Source organism: Reichenbachiella sp., assembly GCF_033344935.1.
Classification (GTDB): domain Bacteria; phylum Bacteroidota; class Bacteroidia; order Cytophagales; family Cyclobacteriaceae; genus Reichenbachiella.
This window is the reverse complement of record NZ_JAWPMM010000001.1, coordinates 4,344,687-4,365,792: the sequence shown is the minus strand read 5'-3', so window position 1 is coordinate 4,365,792 and position 21,106 is coordinate 4,344,687. Positions and strand designations below refer to the sequence as shown.

The window sequence follows — 21,106 nt, the reverse complement described above, 5'->3', positions numbered from 1 at the left end:
AGCTAATATTGACTCAGATTTATAACCCAAAATATAATTCCATGTCCAAGAACATGACTCAGGCTGTCGATACTTTTATGAAGAGCATTGAAGCCAGAAACCCCAATGAAACAGAATTTATTCAAGCTGTTCGTGAAGTGGCGGAAGTGATTATTCCTTTCAATGAAGACCACCCAAAATATAAGCAAGCCAATATATTGGAAAGAATTTGTGAGCCTGAACGCGCTGTGATATTTCGTGTGCCATGGGTAGATGACAATGGTAATAACCAAATCAATCGTGGGTTTCGCGTACAAATGAACTCAGCCATTGGTCCATATAAAGGGGGCTTGCGATTTCATCCTACGGTCAATCTGAGCATTCTTAAGTTTTTGGCTTTTGAACAAGTTTTCAAAAACAGTTTGACTACGCTACCATTAGGTGGAGGAAAAGGAGGGAGTGATTTTGACCCGAAGGGAAAGTCGGATGCTGAAGTCATGCGTTTTTGCCAAAGTTTTATGACTGAGCTTTCTAAGCATATTGGTGGGTTTACGGACGTGCCAGCGGGAGACATTGGAGTAGGTGGTAGAGAAGTTGGTTACATGTTTGGCCAATATAAGAGACTGCGTAACGAGTTTTCAGGTGTATTGACAGGCAAAGGCTTGCCATACGGGGGAAGTTTGATACGCACTGAAGCGACTGGATATGGTACTGTTTATTTCGCTGATGAAGTACTAAAGGCGCACGGACATTCGATGCATGGGAAAGTATGTGCAGTATCAGGAAGTGGAAACGTGGCGCAATACACAATTGAAAAGTTATTGCATTTAGGTGCCAAGCCGGTAACTGTGTCTGATTCCCAAGGCTATATATACGACCCAGAGGGAATCGATGAAGAAAAACTAGCTTATATCAAGGAATTGAAGAATGAGCAAAGAGGACGTATCAGCGAATATGCAAAAAAATACAAAAGTGCGAAATTCAATAAAGATGTAACACCATGGAATGCGAAGGTGGATTTAGCATTTCCTTGCGCTACGCAGAATGAATTGCCGGATTACGACATGCAAACGTTGATCGACAATGGATGCATCGGTGTGTTTGAGGGAGCTAATATGCCTACCACGGAAGGCGCTTTAGAATTAATACGCAAAAACAGAATTTTATTTAGTCCTGGCAAAGCATCAAATGCTGGAGGAGTAGCCACATCAGGTTTAGAAATGTCTCAGAATGGTATGCGATTGAGCTGGACTAGTGAAGAAGTAGATCAAAAGCTTAAGAATATCATGATCTCTATTCATGAGAATTGTGAAAAATATGGACGTGTAGACGACAACTATGTCGATTATGTGAAAGGCGCCAATATTGCTGGCTATGTGAAAGTGGCTGAGGCTATGCTGGCGCAAGGACACGTATAATTTTCGACATTAATATTGATCTGATTTGCGGTGTGATAAGAACGGATTATCTTTGGCCTTCAAATTAAAATCTGGTTCGATATGACAATGATAATTATTATTGCGGTTTTGTTTGTTGGTGCGGCGATTTGCCCATTTGTGCTACCAAATGAAAAAGTAAGCAATCATGAAAAAGACTGGGATACTTGGTAGGCCAGTCTTTTTTGTTTCCCTCTGTCAATTGAATTAAGACCCCTTTTTTGGTATCTTATAGATACTTTACTCGTAAAAGGAATACTACTTTATTTCTAGGTCTATGAAAATTCAAAATACTAAAGCCCAAATCAGGCTACCTCTTTTCTTATCCATCGCTATAGCGGCTGGAATTTTTATTGGAGCGAATATGACAAGCTCTACTAAAGGTGGTTCTGATCTGGCCAAGTCACTTCATAAGTTTCGCGAAATTCTCAACTATGTAGATAACAACTATGTGGACGAGGTGAAAACAGAAGACTTAGTTGAAAAGGCTATCACCGATATGCTAGAGGAATTGGACCCTCATACTGCTTATATCCCAAAAGAAGAGCAAGAGTATAGCCGTTCCCAGTTGGAAGGAAATTTTGACGGGATTGGCATCGAATACAATATTTTCAGAGACACCATATATGTGGTGGCGCCATTAAGCGGAGGCCCTTCTGAGCGCGTTGGGCTATTGACCGGCGATAAGATTATCAAAGTAGACGATGAAAACGTTGCCGGAATAGGTATTAAAACTCGTGGTGTTTTAGATAGGCTAAGAGGCCCAAAGGGTACACAGGTGACTGTTTCTATTCTCAGAAAGAATAATGATGACTTGTTAGACTTCGATATCATTCGAGATAAAATCCCACAGTTCTCTGTGGATGCATCATACATGGTAGACGATGAAATCGGTTATATTAAAGTCAACAGATTTACCGCTACTACGTACGATGAGTTCAAATCTGCTTTGGACAAATTGGATGAACAAGGCCTTCAAAAATTGATATTGGACCTGACAGGGAACCCTGGTGGATATATGAGTATGGCGATTCAAATGGCGGATGAATTTTTGCCAGGTGATCCTATGATTGTATTCACAAAAGGCAAAGAATTTAGATATAACCAGGAACACCGTGCGGGAAGTGCAGGGCTATTCGAAGATCGCCCTTTAATTGTTTTAATTGATGAGGGTAGTGCATCCGCCTCTGAGATTGTTTCCGGTGCTATTCAGGACAATGATAGAGGATTGGTAGTTGGAAGACGCTCATTCGGCAAAGGATTGGTACAAATGCCTATTGATCTGTCCGACGGATCTGAATTGCGTTTGACGATTTCAAGATATTATACCCCAAGTGGCAGATCTATACAGCGTTCTTATGAAGGGGGAAAAGACGATTACTATAGCGATGTCTACAACAGATATACTTCAGGCGAATTGTATAATGCAGATAGCATTCACCAAAACGATACCCTAAAATATCAAACCGCCAAAGGTCGAACGGTTTATGGTGGTGGTGGTATCATGCCCGATTATTTTATTCCGATGGATACAGCAGGAAATTCTTCTTATTTGAATAAACTGTTTACCACTAACGCCATTAGAGAGTACTCTTTGACTTATTCAGACGGTAATAGAGCCAAATTGGAGAGCGATGGCTTTGATAAATATTTTGCGGACTTCGAAGTCAGCGAAAAAATGCTAAAGGAACTCGTTGCAGTTGCCGAAGAAAGTGGACTGAAATATAATGATGCCCAATTCAAGCACTCAAAAGACTTGATCAAACTGTATTTGAAAGCACAGATTGCAAGAGGAGTTTGGAATAATGATGGTTTCTATCCGATATTCAATCAGACCAATGAGATCTATATGCAAGCCATAGAGCTTTTTGATCAGGCAGAGTCAATTATGGCGCGAAGTAATTAGTTCTTCATTTTAGCGTATATCAATCCGACTAGTTTATCCATCAGATAAAAGGTAATGGCAAGAAAGAAGACATTCAAATGAATGTTGAATAAGAAAAAGGTAATACAAGAAAGTAGAGTCAGGAATATGAGATAGCTCATAAACCCTGCTAAATAGTTGGCCAGTTTTACTGCTCCAAAATATTTGGTTATTCTGCTTTCCATGTAATCACCTTCTACAAATACCATGTAGCTGAAGTAACAGTAACTGACAAAAAGCAGAAGGAAGAACCAAAAATTGACATAGGTATCACCTGCTTGAATATTGAGAAAGGCATTTAGAAGTATGAGTGGACCAGCAGTGATTTCGAAAAGCGTTTCGTGCATGTCATTTTCGAAGAAGTCACCAATAACTACGATTTTTCCTGCAACAAACTCTTGAATATCCAGCTCTTCAAGATAGAGTAATTCTCCTAGGTTTACTGGATTGAAACCTGCTTCAATATTTTCAATATCCTTCTGAAGCAACCGGTAATTCATAATGAAATTATTGGGCGTCCAGTGATTTCCTATTTTGACAAAAGGGCCAATAGATTCCGATTTGGTGCCGTTTAAGTCTTCGAATATTTTTAAAGGGGTCAGTTTTAAGCTATCATGATGCAATAGCTGATATTTATACACACCATCAAACACACTTCCAATCACGTAGTCTGACAGTCCTCTATTTACCTTATTGAAAATTGGAGTTTCGATCTCTCCATAATCATTGAGATGATAGGAGATAATAAGATTGTCGAATTTTTGCAGTGTAGTATCTAGCCCCACATCAAATATCGTAGAGTCCAGAAAATGAATGTCACAAATAATATACTTGGGAGTGTTTTCTCCTTTTGCTATGGCATCAAGGATGATGGTCAATTTTTCACGATCTGTAATCACTCTTTGGCCAACCGGAAATCCAAATTCATCTAATCGATCGATGAGTTGCAAATCATAAGAGGTATTAATTAATGCAAAATCTTCTGATGCTGGCACCTCTCTATTGGCGAATTTAATGGCCGATGTGCTCCATATGAGGAGCTTTTCATCGCCTGCCAACCAAGGCAAACTCATGAAATAGAAGGTAAGTAGGATCATGGCCAAAGCATTGGCCATGATCCCTAACCAGAGAAAGAATTGTTTCTTGTTCATCAATTCATAGCTTGTAAGGCGGCTTCAATATTTGCCAGTTCGCATGATCCATATAAGGAGCTGATAATTTCCTGTAGACTTTTTAATTGCTCTTCATCGCTTAGATCAGCCAGAGAATTTTTTATGGATTCAAACTCAGCGTTGCTCACCACTGCGAAGTTTAGAGAAGTAATCTCGGTGGACTCCTCCTTTTCACTATCGTAATAGAATAGTTTGGTGTCAGTGGTTTGTTTTGCTTCGATAGCAATGCCATCTACTGCGTAAAAGGTGTTAGTATCAAACACCAGGCTTCCATCTATCACATCCAATTTTTTGTTAATGGCTTCTCCATTGAATAGGTAGCTAGCATAGAAAAATCTGGTATCATCCGATGGATAGGAGGTAGCGGAAACAGCTGTGGCATATTGACCGCCAACAATTGCGATCGGACCTTCTGCGAATTTCTTCACAAAATCCATTTGATTATTGATACCACCAGCTCGCGTACTCATTTTTCCCCTGGCTGGCGACAGGACAGCAGATAGTGTGTAAGCTAAATCGCTGCTGCTTCCTTGATTACTTTGTTTTTGAATCACATATCGTCCTCTAGAGGAGCTGAGCGCGGCAGCACGAGCATTGGGTGTATCGAATCGGAGTTTCGAATCTTCACTCAATTTGGATCCCGATTTTAGGTAGTTCCCACTCTTGCTGTCATAGATTTTACCGATTACGTGTATGACGGTATAGTTTTGAGCTTGTGCAGACTGAAAGGCAAGAAACAATATGATGATTAATACTCTCATGACGTTTTGCTTAATAAATTCTAAAATCATTTTTTACGTTTTCTTCTCGTGATGTAGGTACTTGGTTTCCTTTGCTTTTTCTGATGACTTGCTCACCAACCCAAGCTCGCATTTCTGAGATCGAATAGCTTCTGTTACGGTCTGTATCCGCACGACGAGTGGTGATGCCTTCTATAAAGCTGGCAGTAAATAAACCATTCTCTGAATTCATGCCTTCTGCCGCGAATTCGGTGCCCCCAGCCGCTGAAATAACCGTTGCTCCGGTGCCTTTTCGCATATCACTAAAAAGTGATTTGGACAGCTCAAGCGTATTTTGCAGGCCAAAACTATTCTCTTTCAGTTTTACAATGTTGCCCGTTGAGCGGAAGGATACCGCACCACTTTTTTTGGCAGATGCAGTCACCGTTTGGACATCCTCATCATCTAACTCACCAGAATGACAGGTATCCATTAAGAGTATTTTATTTCGACAATCTATACCATCAATGAGGGATTCGATTTGTGCGTAGGACAAACCGCCATTGGCTGGGTTGGAGAAATCCATATTGTTGGTGGCGAAGTAATAGTTGTAGTCTTTGTCCAATACCCCGTGACCGGCTATGAATATGGCCACTACGTCATCAACTTTAGCCTGTGAGATGAATGATCGGATGGTCATGATATTCGCATCGGTGGCATCAGCATTGGTGAGTTGTTTAGCGAATACTTTCTCGTAGGCACTAGACCCTGACAAGGTTTGAATCATGTCTTGCGCATCTTTGGCGGCAAAGGCCAGATTGTAGTCCGACTGTTGATAGTTGGATACACCTATGCCAATCACATACAAGTCTGGTTTGTCCCATTCGGCGGTATATTGAATTTCGAATTTTTCAGGAATGGATTCTTGCCCCTTGGCATTAGTTGCAGTTATTTTTATTTCATTTATTCCGTTGCTTAGCGGAAAGGATAACTCCTTATTGAGGTTCATTTTGCCCTGCACGGCAATGCCCTTCGATCCAAAAACAGGAACATCATTAGCGTACACTTGAAGTTGTTTGATTGGATAATTTTTATCCGTTGCTGAAATATTTAGACTGAGCATTTTTTGATCAGTTTCTAGCGGCACGGAAGTGAAATCAACAGTTACTTCAGGTAAATCAAAAGTATTGCCTAAGTCTGCTTCGGTATAACCCAGTCTTTTTAATCTCCGATCATAAGCGGCTTTGTAAGAGGCGATCAGTTTTTTCGGTGCGTATCCGATGCGATTGGCTATTATATCTGGTCTATTGTATTTGAGTTCTAGTTGTTCAAATGGAAGTACTTTATTTTCTGCTTTAAAGGCTATGGCTTTGGCAGCTCCTTTTGAAGAGGTGTAGTACAAATCTGGCGTGTAGGTGATGAAGTCATTATTGCCAATAAGAGCCATGCTGATCGTTCTTTTTTTGCTGGCTAGGTCATATAAGGCAATTTCGCCGTTCTCGTTAGTAGTGATCAAGTATTTGTCGTCTTTGCTGAAAACCGCATCAGTCAACCTTCCACTTTGAATATCTGTGATGTACTCAGCGTTTGATTTTTTGATAATGAGCTTATAGTCCTCCCAACTTACTTTGAAATCGTTGTTTTTATACTTGTCTTCGAACAAGCGGTAATCTCCTTTGATTTTCTTTTTGGCTTTTGTTTCGCTGATTGACCAAATTTTCGCTTCACCATCTGCTGTAGCGGCAAATATTTGATCGTCGTCATCAGGATTGTATTTCACCCAAACGGTTTGTTTTTTGGTTTCTAAAAAAGACCTAAGCTGACGGCCAGTCGTATAACTCCACATTTTGAAAAACTCGGTGTTAACCGCTGCAGTCAGGAAGGATTTACCATCTTCTGAGATGTCTATACTACAGACATCAGAGGATCGATCAAAAGTCCTGACCAACTGACCAGTACTGATATCCCAAACCGTAAGGTTGCGGTCCAGTGATCCGACCATGATATGCTTGCCATCGGGTAGTACATCTACCGCAAGTGCTGGCTGAACAAAGCCTTCCAAGTCACGTATTTTCCTACCTGAATTGTAATCCCAGAGTTTAATTCTTCTGTCATCATCAGCGGAAACTACAGTTCTATAATCGGGAGACAAAGCCAATGCATTTAGGCCTAGACCAGTACCTTTTATTTCCTTAACTACAGGAGGTATATATTGAGTGGCTTCTTTTTTTCCAGGCTCAGGAAAATCTGCATTCTCTATGTCATACACCTTCATGCTGTACTTTTCATTTACAATTACTTTGGTTTGGTCTTGGTTGAAGACGGCTACTGCTCTTGGGTGGCTGGATTGCCATCTGATGGGTCGTCGCACCTCTTTAAACTGGTTTTGGTCTTCGGTTAATTCTATGATCGAAATGCTGGAAGTGCCCTCACTTGTTTCTTCGCCTTTAGCTGCGGTAAGAGGTAGGAAGGTGTTTTGGGAGATCAGAATTTTGCTACCATCATTAGTAAATTCGATGTTGCTGTAATTCATGATGTAGAAAGTCGTCATGCCTTTTCCGACATTTCCTTTTCCAATATTCATAGCCAGTGCTACCGGCGTCATGATGGCTTTGGCATAGACTTGAGCTGCGCCGGCTCCGGCTACATGATTCAAAGCATCATCGATAATTTTACCCTTTTCTAAGTCAACTAACAGCAACTCAACTCCATTGTTTTTATACCCTCCAGATATAATTCGGGTGCCATCTGGGGAAATTCCAATACTTTGAATCGACGCATTAAATCCTTTGATCGTTTTCAGTGTGTCACCTTGAAGATTCCAAACTTTGAGCATTTTGTCATCTCCACCAGAAACCATGTATTGTTGGTCTTTGGTGAATTTTATCGTGTTTACGCTACCTTCATGTGCGCTGATGGTGAGCTTTACTTTGCCTGTCTTGGCATCCCAGAGTAGTACTTTTCCATCTAGATCTCCGGAAACCAATAGTTCGCCATTTTCAGAGAGCTCCATACATCTGACAGGTGCGGTATGTGCGTTGAAGGTATTGACATCTACGCCAGTCTTAACGTCCCACATTTTTATGGATTTGTCATCGCTGGCTGAGTAGACAGCGCTGCCGTCCGGCGCATATTTCAAACTGTTTATGGCTGCGGTATGGCCTTGCCTGATAATCAATTGATTTTCTTGAGCGTTAGCCAAAAGGCAAAATAGAAGCAAGCCCAAAAGGAGATAGGAGCGTAACATAGTGAGTGAGTTTAAATGAAAATGACTGCCTCGAATAAATCGAGACAGTCCTAACTATGGATTGATATTATAGTGCGTAGCTGATAATTTGTTTTTTGTCAGCCTTGAAGAATACCTGACCAGAAATTGGGTCAAAGTCATAAACAGGTTCCTTGTCGCCTAGTTGTAGTGTACCCAATTCTTCGCCTGTTGCTTTATCCACCTTCACAAGTCCAGCGCTTTTGGCTTGTCCACCTGCACCTACCCTGGAAAGGATCATTTTTATATCTCCTTTGGATTTGGAGGCAGTGAATAACTTCTTGGCTTCATCTCCTAACATGCTGGCTCCTTTGGCCAGATCTTCGGCTTGTTGAGCGTACATTTTTGAATAGTAGGTTTCTCCACCGTAAGCGGTTCGGTGCTGCGAAGAAGCAGCTGCCGAACTGGCCGCCATAGCGATCATGGCTGCTTGGCCAACTCTTAATGCAATTTTTGCCGCCATACTCATACCTGGAGCTTCCCAGTACTTTTTCCAGCGAAGTGAGCCATCTGTTTCGAACATGAATAGATTCTGGCTAGAGCTAACCAAATAGCCACCATCTACTAATTCGATGCTAGAAGGTGTTTCATCTCCTTCAAATTGCTTGTCCAATTTGCCAACCAGAACACTGTAGTCTCCTGAAAACAAGTCCACTTCATACAGGTCTCCGTCTATGTACATCAACTCTCTGCCAAGTTCTACCTGGTATCTCAGGCTTGGTACATCCAGCATTCCCTTTTTGTCCCAAATTTTCTGACCGTCGTACTGAATGACTCCTAGTCTGCCTTTAGCGTCCGTGTACATGATTCCGTTACCCACAATTCGATCGATATTTATCCCAGAGATTTTTTCGTCCCATTTGGCTTCTCCTGTGGCTGGATCAAGTAGTACCAATCTTTTGGCCTTTTGTGTAATCGCAATACCATGATCACCTAGATCGATCACAGTTCCATCAACTTTTTTTACTTTCCATTTTTCAGTGCCAGATTTTAGATCGTAAAGACGAAGATTACTTTCATCTTTTGTGACTACACCATAGCTCATCGCGGTAAGTGATGGCACTTCTTTCAATTTCAATTCTTGCTCCCAAAATTTGCTTCCTGAGGCCATATCTACAGCTGATAGTGTACCACTGTTTTTCTTTTTCTCAAAAAAGTATCCGGTAGAAAGGTCAAGACTGAGGTCGAATTTTTCAAAAGTTTGGTTTTTCAAAGAAGTATTGTAGTCCCATTTGATTTTTCCACTTTTCGCATCCATACGTGCGATTTTAGTTTTGCCCGGCATGATGATATCAGAACCCACTACAAACGGAAAGTTTTCACTTGATACTTGATCGCTCTCCCAAATTACTTTAGCGCTGGGCAGTTCTACCATTTTCGTCATTTGCATCCAGGGCGCTCCTTTTTGCATAAAATCCTGCCAAGAGGCAGAGATAACTACCATTCTTAACTCAGGAATATACCCAGTACCATTGTAGTTGAACGTGGGCATTTCTTTTCCAAAAAACTTAGTGATGGGCATCTCAGCCTTTCTTGGGCTCATTACCTCTTCTCCGGTTTGAATATTGACAATCGCGTAGTTCTTGTATGCTGCATTATCAGTGTACTTGATTTCAATGAAATCACCCATTTCAGGGTATTCCGCATCTTCAATTACATAGATGAATTGCTCAAAAAGAGCAGAAGGATCTTGTTTTTTGCCATCGGCACCTTTTACTGCTCTGGCACCTTTCATAATGTCGTTACTCCATAGTTTGTTTCCATCTCGAGAGTCTATGCCATGTAGACCCATGTCGTTAGTTCCTACCAAGAGGATGCCCGATTCTGTGACTTTGTTCCAGGCGATTTCTTTTTCAAAGTCAAGTTGCCAAAGCGCGTCTTGTGCTTGAGTACTTCCCATGAGGCTGAGGAGAAAGGCAACTAAAATTCCATATTTTAGACTGTAGTGCTTCATAATAATTCCAGTTTTTAGATTGTTTTTGGAATAAAATTAGAACGCTATGAAGCTGAGTTCAATCCGTATTGCTAGGTATATTGAATACCCAAAGAAGATAAATTAGAAGATAAATTCTACCTGATCTTCTTTTTGTCCAAGATGAGGGTAGGTTTTTTCTGTAAAAGTGGAGTTTTTATTTTTTTTCAGTAGCGTAGTCGAGCATCTCGTGCCGTAGTTTTCCATGGTTATATACATGGCGGATAATGCGCGCTCCCAATCGAGTGGTACGCCAGTACTTGGAAGCTGATCGTCCGGAGCAATTGTTTTATTCTGAATAATACTCAATAGGCTTTCTGATGTCACGTGGTCATCTTGAATCAATTGAGTCAGCCTCTGTTTCCCAGTCACTACCTTGGGCCATGGGTCATTGAGTAGGGCATTACTCAGACCATAAACACCGGGTTCAAGAGATTTGATCTGATGATTAATATTGTTGTAATACCAAAGGGAGTGATTGTCACCTACCAAAAGATTATATCCATTGTAGGGAGTTTGTGCTAACTTTATTTTGTCTAAATAGGCTTGAGGATCAGTATCCTGCGTAAGATAATTTTTTGTTAAGTCTCCTCGAGTAGGCGCATCGTTGTTGATATTGGCTATGTCTCTATAGTTCGTCAATGCGGCAAACTTTCCTGTTTTGGTAATACCCATCCAGGTGCCGCCGGCGGTGAGGTCTTTGCCGGCTATTAAATCTGGATATTCGGACCAGGTACAAGCGCTCTCCGTCGGACGATTATAGAACTCATCTCTATTGGCAGTCACGATGAGGTCATAACTGGTGTGTTTTTTCCAGGCGAAGAGTATGAGACACATAGCTTGTAATATTAGATCATAAAAAAGGCTCTGATTTCGAAATTAAAACGAATCAGAGCCTAAAGTATCTTTATTGGAAGATTTATCTAAAGTCGATCACTTCCGCACCATTGTATTTTGCTTTATCAAAGACAAACATTTTGTCAGTGATAGAGGCATCTTCTTTAAAGCTCAATACCTTATACAGATATCGACTTCCAGACTTATCAAACACTTTAAAGCTCTGCAATGACTTGTCACCGGATGCAATTTCCATTCTTATTTTGAAGTATTCTTTTTCGCGATCTTCAGGTACTAAGTCGACAACATCTGTTGCGCCATTGTTCTTAGATTCTGTATAAACGTACTTGTATCCGGTTTTGTAGATATCAAAAATGTTAGACAATGAAATTTCTTCTTCTTCAGGGTCAAAACTTGAAATAGTCATTTCATTTTCTTCCTTTAGATAGGTATAAATATCTGTACCATCAAAAGTCACTTCTTGCTCGTCCATGATCAACTTGTACTTTTCTCCTCTTACTAAGATTGTGCCTTTGAATCCTTCATCAATATCATCTCCATCATCTTCCATGGTATAAGAAAACTCAGCTCTGAAGGCAGGAATATTTTGATATTTTTCACTCATGGCATCCAACACTTGTTTGGCTGCCGGGTCTTTTTGCGCCACTGCGTGTGTGAGGGCAGCAATGCTGAGTATAATTAGGAATTGGATCGACTTCATAATGCGTATTGTTTAATTTCGGTTGAAAATGATGCACAAATTGCACATTTCATGCCAAATATAAAAGTTAATTAAATTGATTAGAGACCGTTGAGTTCATTGAGCAATAACTCGAGTGAATGTTCATCGGGGATAAGGACTTCGCGAGCCTTGCTACCTTCGAATGCACCGACTATGCCTGCAGCTTCTAATTGATCGATTAATCGACCGGCTCTGTTGTATCCTAGTTTTAATTTTCTTTGAACTAAAGAAGTACTTCCTTGCTGATGCATCACAATGAGTCTGGCTGCATCTTCAAACAGCACATCTCGATCTTTAAGGTCTACCTCACCTATAGCACTTTCTCCTTCGTCACCTACAAATTCTGGGAGCATGTAGGCAGATTCGTAGCCTTGTTGATCTCCTACAAATTCACAGATACGATCTACTTCAGGAGTATCTACAAATCCGCATTGGAGACGAATAATATCAGAACCAAGGGATAATAACATGTCTCCCATACCTACCAATTGCTCAGCACCACCGGCATCGAGAATGGTTCTTGAGTCGATTTTAGAAGTTACCCTAAAAGACAACCTCGCAGGAAAGTTGGCTTTGATCACACCGGTAATCACGTTTACCGAAGGACGCTGAGTAGCAACCACCAAGTGAATACCAATAGCTCTGGCTAATTGGGCCAATCTGGCAATAGGAGTTTCTACTTCTTTGCCTGCTGTCATCATCAAATCGGCTAGCTCATCGATGACTAAAACAATGTATGGTAAGAATTTGTGTCCCTTGTTTGGATTGAGCTTACGCTCAACGAATTTCTTATTGTACTCTTTCAGGTTTCTACACGCCGCGTCTTTGAGTAGATCGTAGCGATTATCCATTTCAATACACAGTGAATTTAGTGTATAGATTACTTTTTTCGTATCTGTGATAATGGCTTCCTCGGTACCTGGTAGCATGGCTAAGAAGTGTTTTTCAATTTTATTGAAAAGCGTTAACTCCACCTTTTTAGGGTCTACCAGTACAAACTTGAGTTGCGATGGGTGTTTCTTGTAAATCAATGAAGTCAAGAGAATATTTAAACCTACCGACTTACCTTGGCCAGTAGCCCCTGCCATCAGCAAGTGAGGCATCTTGGCTAGATCTGTTACATATACTTCATTGGAAATGGTTTTTCCCAGCACCACGGGCAGCTCAGCACTGCTCTTCATGAATTTGTCCGTCGTGAGGATCGACTTTACATCTACCATCTCACGATTCTTATTTGGTACTTCAATACCGATCGTTCCTTTTCCTGGAATAGGGGCGATGATCCTAATGCCCAAAGCCGCTAAGCTCAATGCGATATCATCTTCCAGGTTTTTGATTTTTGAAATCTTGACGCCAGCCTCAGGCACAATTTCATATAGAGTAACAGTAGGTCCAATAGTCGCTTTGATGCTTGATATACCAATCTTAAAATTGATCAAGGTCTCTACAATATTGTCCTTATTTTGCTCTAGCTCTTCTTTAGATACCTGCACATTTTTTTCCGGATAATCTATGAGCAAATCTGGCGTGGGATAGACATACTTTGCGAGATCCAGTGTTGGGTCATAGTTCTCAAGTTTGTCCGTGATTTTTTCTTTGGCTTCTGGTTTTTCTACTTGAAGTGCCAGGTCTTCTTCTTTATTTTTTTCTATAGGGGCTGCCAGTTTGTTTTCTACAACTGGCGTCGACTCAGGTTCTTCTACCACTAAATCCAATTGTGGTTTTTCCTTCTTTTTGTCAGTAGGTTGCTTCACCTCTACTTTCCACTCCTCGGAGTCGTCGATTTGCTCCTTCGATTCAGCTTCGGCCTCTTCCTTTTCTACTTCTTCTTTGATCGCAGATACAACAGCTGCTATGGTCTCAGAGTCGTCTTCTGCCGCATTGGTATCTTCTTCTTCATCGGTTTCTAAATCATCCTCCAGATCTTCATCCAAGCGACTATCTAATGAGGGGGCGCCACTTAGCCCGACCATTTGGGTAATGTTGAAGAAATAGATCGTAAAAACAGCCAGGGCGAAAAGTAGAAATAGCAAAGTGCCCCAGCCCATAAGGCTGTCAAGTAGAATAGCCAATTCAAAGCCAGTACCACCTCCGAGAAAACCCCAAATATTGATTTGCTCGGAATTGATCATAAAGTACCCAATGAAAATACTTACCCAGAGCAAGAAAAAAACTGTAAACCAAAAGGACTTTGAAATAGGTAGAATTTCTCTATCGAATACGATTTTATAACCCACCAAAAACAAAAAAGGAGGAAGTAAAAAAGACGCGATTCCGAAAAATTGATAAATGAAATAATGAGCAGTATATGCGCCAAATAGTCCCAACCAATTTTCTGCTTCCAGACCGGATGCCTTCATTCCAGTATCAGCAATATTTCCCATCAAGCTCTGATCAGCTTTGCCGGTAAATAAATAGGAAATGAATGCTGTAAGTAAGAACAAACTAAAAACAAGGGTAAGAAAGCCCAAAGACAGGTGAAAGCGTCTGTCATTCAAAAATCCAATAGATACAGAGGGTAACTTAAACTGTCTTTTTTCCTTTGTCTTGTTCTTAAAAGTGTTTTTGGCCATTGATGAGTATTTGGAATGTAAATTAATCAAAATGGGCACAAATGTTAACCCAAGAATCGATCATTTAGTAAGTGCTTAGGCAAGTGCTTTATTGATGTCTGAGATCAATTTTGGACCTTCATAAATGAATCCGCTATAGACTTGTACTAGGCTTGCTCCTGATTCTACTTTTTCTAACGCTGAGGCACCAGAATTTATTCCTCCTACTCCAATGATTGGAAAGGAGCCATTTGATTTTTCATGTAAGAATCGAATGAGCTCGGTGGATTTGGATTGAACAGGTTTCCCACTCAATCCACCAGCTCCAATGGATTCAATTGTGTCGCCTGATGTTTTAAGTCCAGATCGGTCTATGGTGGTATTGGTGGCAATGACACCATCAATTTTAGTTTCATTCACGATTTCAATAATATCCATCAACTGATCTTCCGTCAAATCTGGAGCAATTTTGAGTAGAATAGGTTTGGTAGCAGGTCTCTTTTTGTTTTCATCCATCAAGGTATTGAGAATGCGGGATAACGGTTCTTTCTCCTGAAGTTCTCGAAGACCCGGGGTGTTTGGCGAACTCACATTCACTACAAAATAATCCACTACATCAAACAACTCATTGAAGCAAATGATGTAGTCGTTGACAGCTTCTTCGTTTGGTGTCACTTTATTTTTGCCAATATTTCCCCCAACTAGGATGTTCGATTTTCTTTTCTTCAATCTCTCTTTCACTACGGCCACACCATCATTATTGAAGCCCATTCGGTTGATCAAAGCTTGATCTTCTTTCAATCGAAACAATCTTGGTTTGGGATTGCCTGGCTGTGGTTTAGGAGTCACTGTCCCTATTTCCACAAACCCAAAGCCCATAGCAGCGAACATATCTATGGCCTCGGCATTTTTATCAAGCCCTGCAGCAAGTCCCACTTTGTTTGGGAATTGTAAACCAAAAAGTTCTGTAGACTGTCCTTTATTCTTTTGGCCATGTGCCAATGAAAAAATGACTCTACCAAATGGCAAGGCATTGATTACTTTCATCATGAAAAATGTCAGATGATGGGCATTTTCAGGTTGGAATAGAAAGAGAAAAGGGCGGATGAGAATCTTGTACATAGTCATTTTTATCAAGTGCAAATGTAAGATGAATGGAGTAAGGCATAAACCTTCATATCTTAAAATAATCTTAAATTTGATATGGTATGCAATGTTTTTGTAGCGTTTGATCTACCGAGGATATTATTGACTTGAACAGTATTATTGGCAGTTTGATCGAGTAAATAATTCATAGACTGCTTCTTCATATAAATTGTACCTTGATAATAATGCAAAAAATTCTTTAATATGAACTTCAATCAGTATAAAAAGGATCTCCTAAAAGAAACAATGCAGGTCGTGGTATTTAATTCCAATGGTGAGTACCTGGATTCTTGTCATTCCTTAGAAGATTTATATGGTTTTAAAGAAACTGTCTTTGAAAGGAGTCACTTTTTGAAAGGTGTTAAAAGTGAATTAATAGAATTGAAAGCCAATGGGATACTCAATTATTATTGTGTGTCCGATAGTTTTTTTAATGCTCGAATGATCTGCGACTATAGGATTGAAAAGGTAAAGAATGGAGATGAAGAAGTATTTAATTGGGTAATCATAGATCAGACTCAGTTATATAAAGAGGTGATAGAAAAAGGTTTGATTGAAGGGGAAATACAAAATGAGTATGAGTCGATAAAACAACATGTGAATGAATTAGAACAGGAGTTGAAAGTGAATCAAATGATAAGTTCTAAAATTTACAATGAGATAAAAGTGCCTATTTCTGGATTGAAATACCTTTGCAAATCCGTTACGGATCAATTGGAGTTCGATCTAAAAAAGAGATACCAACAAAGCTCAGGAATAATAACAGGTTTTTTAGAATATGCCATTGGACAAATGGTGCTGACCGAGCTGAAGGAAACGAATACACCATTCAAAATCGATCAAATTATTTCAGCTGTTCAGGATACCTTTCTTGGCGAGGCTGATGCCCATTTAATTTTTGAAAAGGAATTTGAATCATCAATTATTATTGGTAATAAGCATAAAATGTATACAGGCCTTGTCCGTTTGCTAAGTAATATTATTGACAGCAAACCTGATGGAAGCATTAAAATTATATTCACCTACGATGCAACCACAAGAGTGATTAGAGTTGTAGTTAAATCTAATCTACTACCAGATGCATTGGAGAGAATAACTAATAAGTTCTTGGAAATTAGTGGGTCTTACGAAGTATTGATTGAAAAAGGAACTTTAGTCATGGTTTGTCCTATTGAAGAAATCAAACTATCAGAATCATTAATACAAAAAAAGAAATTTGATGATAAGGCAAAATTGATTTCTCGGGCTGAGTTTCCATACCTATATCAAATTACCAATCAGGATGAAGAAATGGTGAGAGATATTGTGGAGGGTGTGCTCGATGTGGTTCCATTCGAGCTAGAAAAAATGATGTTGCAATATCAAGCTAGAGATTTTGATTCGTTAGCTCGCACTTCGCACAAGGTGAAACCAAACTTTGAAAACCTAGAACAGAAACAATTTATAAATAGAATTTTTGAAATCGAAGAAGCAGCACTTGCAAAAAATGATGAATATCTTGAGTCTAATCTATCTGATTTTATCCGTGAAGCAGGGGAAAAAATAGAAGAGCTAAAACGTATTTATACTTAAATTAATTTAGACCCTTTGACCCTATCTCGATTGATTTTTGTAACTTATAATAGTAGCTTAAAATCTTTTGAATTCGTTGATTTTGTAGAAACTAACTAACCTAGTAGAACTATGCCAAAAAATTTAACTTGTATTGCTATTGATGATGAATTCATCGCGTTGAAAATCATCACTTCTTTGATCGAACAAACGGGATATCTAGAATTGCTTGGAACCTATCAAAATGCTTTGGAGGGAACCAACGCCATCATAGAATTAGAACCTGATATTGTTTTTTTGGATGTTCAAATGCCAGAAGCCAGCGGGATTGATATCATCAAATCATTAAATAAGAAGCCTGAGATCATTCTGGTTACTTCGCAAGAAAAGTATGCAGTGGAGGCTTTCCAATTTGATGTCACAGATTATCTGGTAAAACCAATCAAAAGTTACCCGAGATTTGCCCAGGCAGTAACAAAAGCAAAGAATAAAATAGAACTTAATCAAAAGCAAACCACCGATGGTGATGCAGTGTTTATGAAAATAGACTTTCTGCTAACCAAGGTCATGTACGACACTATTTTGTATGTTGAGGGATACGGAGACTATATCAAAGTACATACCATCGAAAAGACTCACGTGGTGTATTATAAATTGAGTAGTATCGAAGAAAAATTACCCAAAGATCAGTTCTTGCGTGTGCATCGCTCCTATCTAGTACAAATCAATAAAATTGACAACATAGATCAAAACAGTTTACTTATTGGCGATTCAATTGTGCCTGTAAGTGCAAAATACAAGCCTGAATTATTATCTAGAATTGAGTTGCTTTAAGAACAATATTCCGATGTGTACTAGAGAAGATTGAGATAATTCCATTAGCGGAATAGAGAAAAATTAGCTTAATTTTATTTCCGCATGAAAAAACCCAAAATACCAGGTAACGAAACAGAAAGGCTAGCCGAGCTAAACTCCTATGAAATTCTTGACACGGATCTGGAGCAAAGCTTTGATGATATTACCAAAATTGCTGCATTTATTTGTGAGTCACCAATCTCTTTGGTCAGTCTGATAGACAAAGATCGCCAATGGTTCAAGTCACGTCATGGATTGGATGTGTCTGAAACTCCAAGAGACTTGGCATACTGCGCACATGCGATTCACACGCCTGAGGACATTTTGGAAGTGCCGGACGCTTTCAAAGACGAACGATTTCATGATAACCCATTGGCTACTGGTGATCCCCATGTCAGATTTTATGCTGGAGCACCTTTGGTATCCTCTGGTGGCTATTCGTTGGGTACCTTATGTGTGATAGATCACGAGCCCAAAAAGCTTAATGAGGCGCAACGCGAAGCGCTTTGGGCGTTATCGCGTCAAGTCACTGCTTTGTTAGAGTTGAGAAGGACGAATAGACAGCTAGAAGAAAGCAAAAGGGAAAAAATTTACGCGGAAAAAAAATTTCGAGAAAGAATTGAGCGAATAGGAGACATGGTTTATGAGTTGAATACTGAAGGGTATTTCATCTATGTAAACCCTGCGTTAGTTCGTGAATCTGGATTTCCAGAGGAGCAATTATTGAAAATGCATTTTTCAGATCTTGTAGATCCTGTAGACGCTCAAAGGGTGTCAAAAAATTATATAAATGTTCTCAAAAAGGAGATAAAATCTTCGTATCTGGAATTTAGAATGAAAAGCCCCAATGGTCCTGTTTGGGTAGGCCAGACCGTTGAAATTGAATTTCAGGACAAAATTGGCGTTCGGACATTTGGTGTAGCAAGAAATATTCAGGAGCTGGTAGAAACTAGAGAGCAATTGCTCGAAAGGGAAGAAATGTATAGACTATTATTTGAACACTCGAAAGATATGATCTGTCTACACGAACCCAATGGTAATTTCTCCTTTCTTTCATCTGCCGTAAAAAATCTACTGGGTTATGAACCAAATGAGCTGATTGGAATTTAGTCCCTATGATCTTATTCACCCGGATTTAGTCGAAAAAATAAGATCTGAAGTTAATGAAGCCGTTTTGCGTGGGGTAAGTCATGCAGGAATTGAGTCTAAGCTGAGAAAAAAAGATGGATCGTATCTTTGGGTTGAATTTTACTCCAAACCTATTTTAAATGAAAGTAAGGAAATAGTTTCCATTCAATCATCAACAAGAGACATCACCCGTAGAAAAAAGTATGACGAAAAAATTCAGCATGCTATGAATCTTGCTGAAGAATCGAAGCTGGAAGCCATTGAGTCTGCAAAGGCTAAGGAAGCATTTCTCTCTACAATGAGTCATGAAATTCGCACGCCACTCAACGCCATTCTTGGTGTGTCTAATTTACTCCTGATGGAGGATCTGGACCCCAAACATCTTGAACACCTTAATCTTCTAAAGTTTTCAGGTGAAAATTTACTCTCTCTCATCAATGACATTTTAGACTATAATAAAATAGAATCAGGTAAAATGGACCTTGAGCAAGTCGAATTTAACTTGAAGAACAATTTAAATAATTTGCTCCAGTCACTCTCCCCTAGTATCAAAGAAAAAGGGTTGGGAGTAGTGCTCACGTATGACGAGCAATTACCGGAGAATTTTATTGGTGATCCTGTTCGAATCTCCCAAGTGCTCAACAACCTTTTGAGCAATGCTATAAAATTTACTGAAGAAGGCTTTATCAAATTAGTGGTGAAATCGGTTGAGAATAGTGAATTAGAATCACAAATACATTTTGAGGTTCATGATTCCGGTATTGGTATTGAAAAATCGAATCAAGAGATAATTTTTGAAAACTTCGAACAGGCAAGTGATGATACGACTCGCAAATTTGGTGGAACTGGGCTAGGACTGGCCATTACAAAAAAGCTATTGCATCTAATGGAAAGCGAGATTTACCTTGACAGTGAATTAGGCTTAGGATCCATATTTTATTTTGATCTGAAATTGCCCAAGGCAGCAGAAAGTGAATTAGCAGACTCAAGGCCAATGCAAGTTGAGTTTAAAGATTTGTCGGAACTAAATATTAAAATTCTAATTGCAGAAGACAACAAAGCTAATCAGATTGTATTGGAGAAGTTTTTGATCAAGTGGGGTATCAAGATGGAGTTTGTTGAAAACGGTAAATTAGCGGTTGAAAGATCTAGATCAGAGCTTTACGATTTGGTTTTGATGGATTTGCAAATGCCTGAAATGGACGGTTATGAGGCTACTCGATTAATACGCGCTCAAAGCACCAATTATGCGCTGAACCTACCAATTGTAGCATTAACCGCCTCTGCCTTATTAAATGTGCGAAAGAAGGTCAAGGAACTGGGTATGTCAGATTATATTACCAAACCATTTAACCCCGAAGAGCTTTACAAAAAAATATTGATGTATAGAGGTAAGGTGGTTAAAAAAGTTGCCGTTGCATCGGATAATCCAATAGGTAAAAAATTATTAGAATTGGCTGATAATGATCAAGATTTTGTCAGGGAGTTAGCCGAACACTACCTTGACACCTACCTAAACTTTTCTTCCAATTTTTTGCAAGCAATGAAAGATTCGGATGAAGATTTATTGTACCAGACATGTGAGTCGATCAAAACGAGTAATGAGGTATTGGGGATTACATCAATGGAAAATGTACTGAAGAATGCACATCAATCGCTACTCGATGGAGGAGCGAAAAAGGACGCGATTGTAGAAGAAACAAAACAAGCTTGTGATCAGGTCACTTCAACCCTTTTACATATTAAGGACAGCTAATTTGATTGCCTACAGCTGAATTTTGAAAAAATAAAGGAGCAATCTAGTCATCAGATTCACTCACCGAGAAAT

Annotated in this window: 14 protein-coding genes; 6 read left to right on the top strand and 8 right to left on the bottom strand. The window is 39.6% G+C overall.

Features of this window, described 5'->3' with window-relative positions; genetic code table 11:
* Positions 1–41: 41 nt before the first annotated feature.
* Positions 42–1,397, top strand: a complete 1,356-nt coding sequence (gene gdhA, locus R8N23_RS18740; RefSeq protein WP_318173138.1) for an NADP-specific glutamate dehydrogenase — start codon at positions 42–44, stop codon at positions 1,395–1,397.
* A 295-nt stretch (positions 1,398–1,692) separates the two neighbouring features.
* Entirely contained in the window at positions 1,693–3,321 is a 1,629-nt protein-coding gene (locus R8N23_RS18735) for a S41 family peptidase (protein WP_318173137.1), read from the top strand.
* Here R8N23_RS18735 and R8N23_RS18730 read toward each other — a convergent pair.
* The 8 genes from R8N23_RS18730 to R8N23_RS18695 all read right to left on the bottom strand — a co-directional run bounded on the left by R8N23_RS18730 (position 3,318) and on the right by R8N23_RS18695 (position 15,720).
* Positions 3,318–4,490 (bottom strand): hypothetical protein, encoded by a 1,173-nt coding sequence (locus R8N23_RS18730; RefSeq protein WP_318173136.1) that lies wholly within the window; start codon positions 4,488–4,490, stop codon positions 3,318–3,320. The genes R8N23_RS18735 and R8N23_RS18730 overlap by 4 nt on opposite strands.
* Positions 4,490–5,272 carry a hypothetical protein gene (locus tag R8N23_RS18725; RefSeq protein WP_318173135.1) on the bottom strand — a complete coding sequence of 261 codons (783 nt, stop codon included), beginning with the start codon at positions 5,270–5,272 and terminating at the stop codon, positions 4,490–4,492. Before R8N23_RS18725 ends, R8N23_RS18730 begins: the two co-directional genes overlap by 1 nt.
* 10 nt (positions 5,273–5,282) lie before the next feature.
* Entirely contained in the window at positions 5,283–8,477 is a 3,195-nt protein-coding gene (locus R8N23_RS18720) for a caspase family protein (protein ID WP_318173134.1), read from the bottom strand.
* A 67-nt stretch (positions 8,478–8,544) separates the two neighbouring features.
* The gene (locus R8N23_RS18715) at positions 8,545–10,449 is read right to left on the bottom strand and encodes a PQQ-binding-like beta-propeller repeat protein (RefSeq protein ID WP_318173133.1); all 1,905 of its coding nucleotides are present in this window, start codon (positions 10,447–10,449) and stop codon (positions 8,545–8,547) included.
* Positions 10,450–10,551: 102 nt separating this feature from the next.
* Positions 10,552–11,304, bottom strand: a complete 753-nt coding sequence (locus tag R8N23_RS18710; RefSeq protein ID WP_318173132.1) for an NRDE family protein — start codon at positions 11,302–11,304, stop codon at positions 10,552–10,554.
* An 82-nt stretch (positions 11,305–11,386) separates the two neighbouring features.
* Complete coding sequence (locus tag R8N23_RS18705; RefSeq protein ID WP_318173131.1) at positions 11,387–12,025, bottom strand: outer membrane lipoprotein carrier protein LolA; 639 nt, start codon at positions 12,023–12,025, stop codon at positions 11,387–11,389.
* Positions 12,026–12,105: 80 nt separating this feature from the next.
* Complete coding sequence (locus R8N23_RS18700) at positions 12,106–14,619, bottom strand: FtsK/SpoIIIE family DNA translocase (RefSeq protein ID WP_318173130.1); 2,514 nt, start codon at positions 14,617–14,619, stop codon at positions 12,106–12,108.
* Between the two features lie 75 nt (positions 14,620–14,694).
* Positions 14,695–15,720 carry a quinone-dependent dihydroorotate dehydrogenase gene (locus R8N23_RS18695; protein ID WP_318173129.1) on the bottom strand — a complete coding sequence of 342 codons (1,026 nt, stop codon included), beginning with the start codon at positions 15,718–15,720 and terminating at the stop codon, positions 14,695–14,697.
* A gap of 228 nt (positions 15,721–15,948) precedes the next feature.
* Here R8N23_RS18695 and R8N23_RS18690 point away from each other — a divergent pair, with 228 nt between their 5' ends.
* The 4 genes from R8N23_RS18690 to R8N23_RS18675 all read left to right on the top strand — a co-directional run bounded on the left by R8N23_RS18690 (position 15,949) and on the right by R8N23_RS18675 (position 21,034).
* On the top strand, positions 15,949–17,316 hold the full coding sequence (locus R8N23_RS18690) for a hypothetical protein (RefSeq protein ID WP_318173128.1): 1,368 nt from the start codon (positions 15,949–15,951) through the stop codon (positions 17,314–17,316).
* Between the two features lie 111 nt (positions 17,317–17,427).
* On the top strand, positions 17,428–18,129 hold the full coding sequence (locus R8N23_RS18685) for a LytTR family DNA-binding domain-containing protein (RefSeq protein WP_318173127.1): 702 nt from the start codon (positions 17,428–17,430) through the stop codon (positions 18,127–18,129).
* A gap of 84 nt (positions 18,130–18,213) precedes the next feature.
* Positions 18,214–19,260: a PAS domain S-box protein gene (locus R8N23_RS18680; protein ID WP_318173126.1), complete on the top strand. Its 1,047-nt coding sequence runs from the start codon at positions 18,214–18,216 to the stop codon at positions 19,258–19,260.
* Positions 19,250–21,034, top strand: a complete 1,785-nt coding sequence (locus R8N23_RS18675) for a response regulator (protein ID WP_318173125.1) — start codon at positions 19,250–19,252, stop codon at positions 21,032–21,034. Before R8N23_RS18680 ends, R8N23_RS18675 begins: the two co-directional genes overlap by 11 nt.
* Positions 21,035–21,106: the final 72 nt, after the last annotated feature.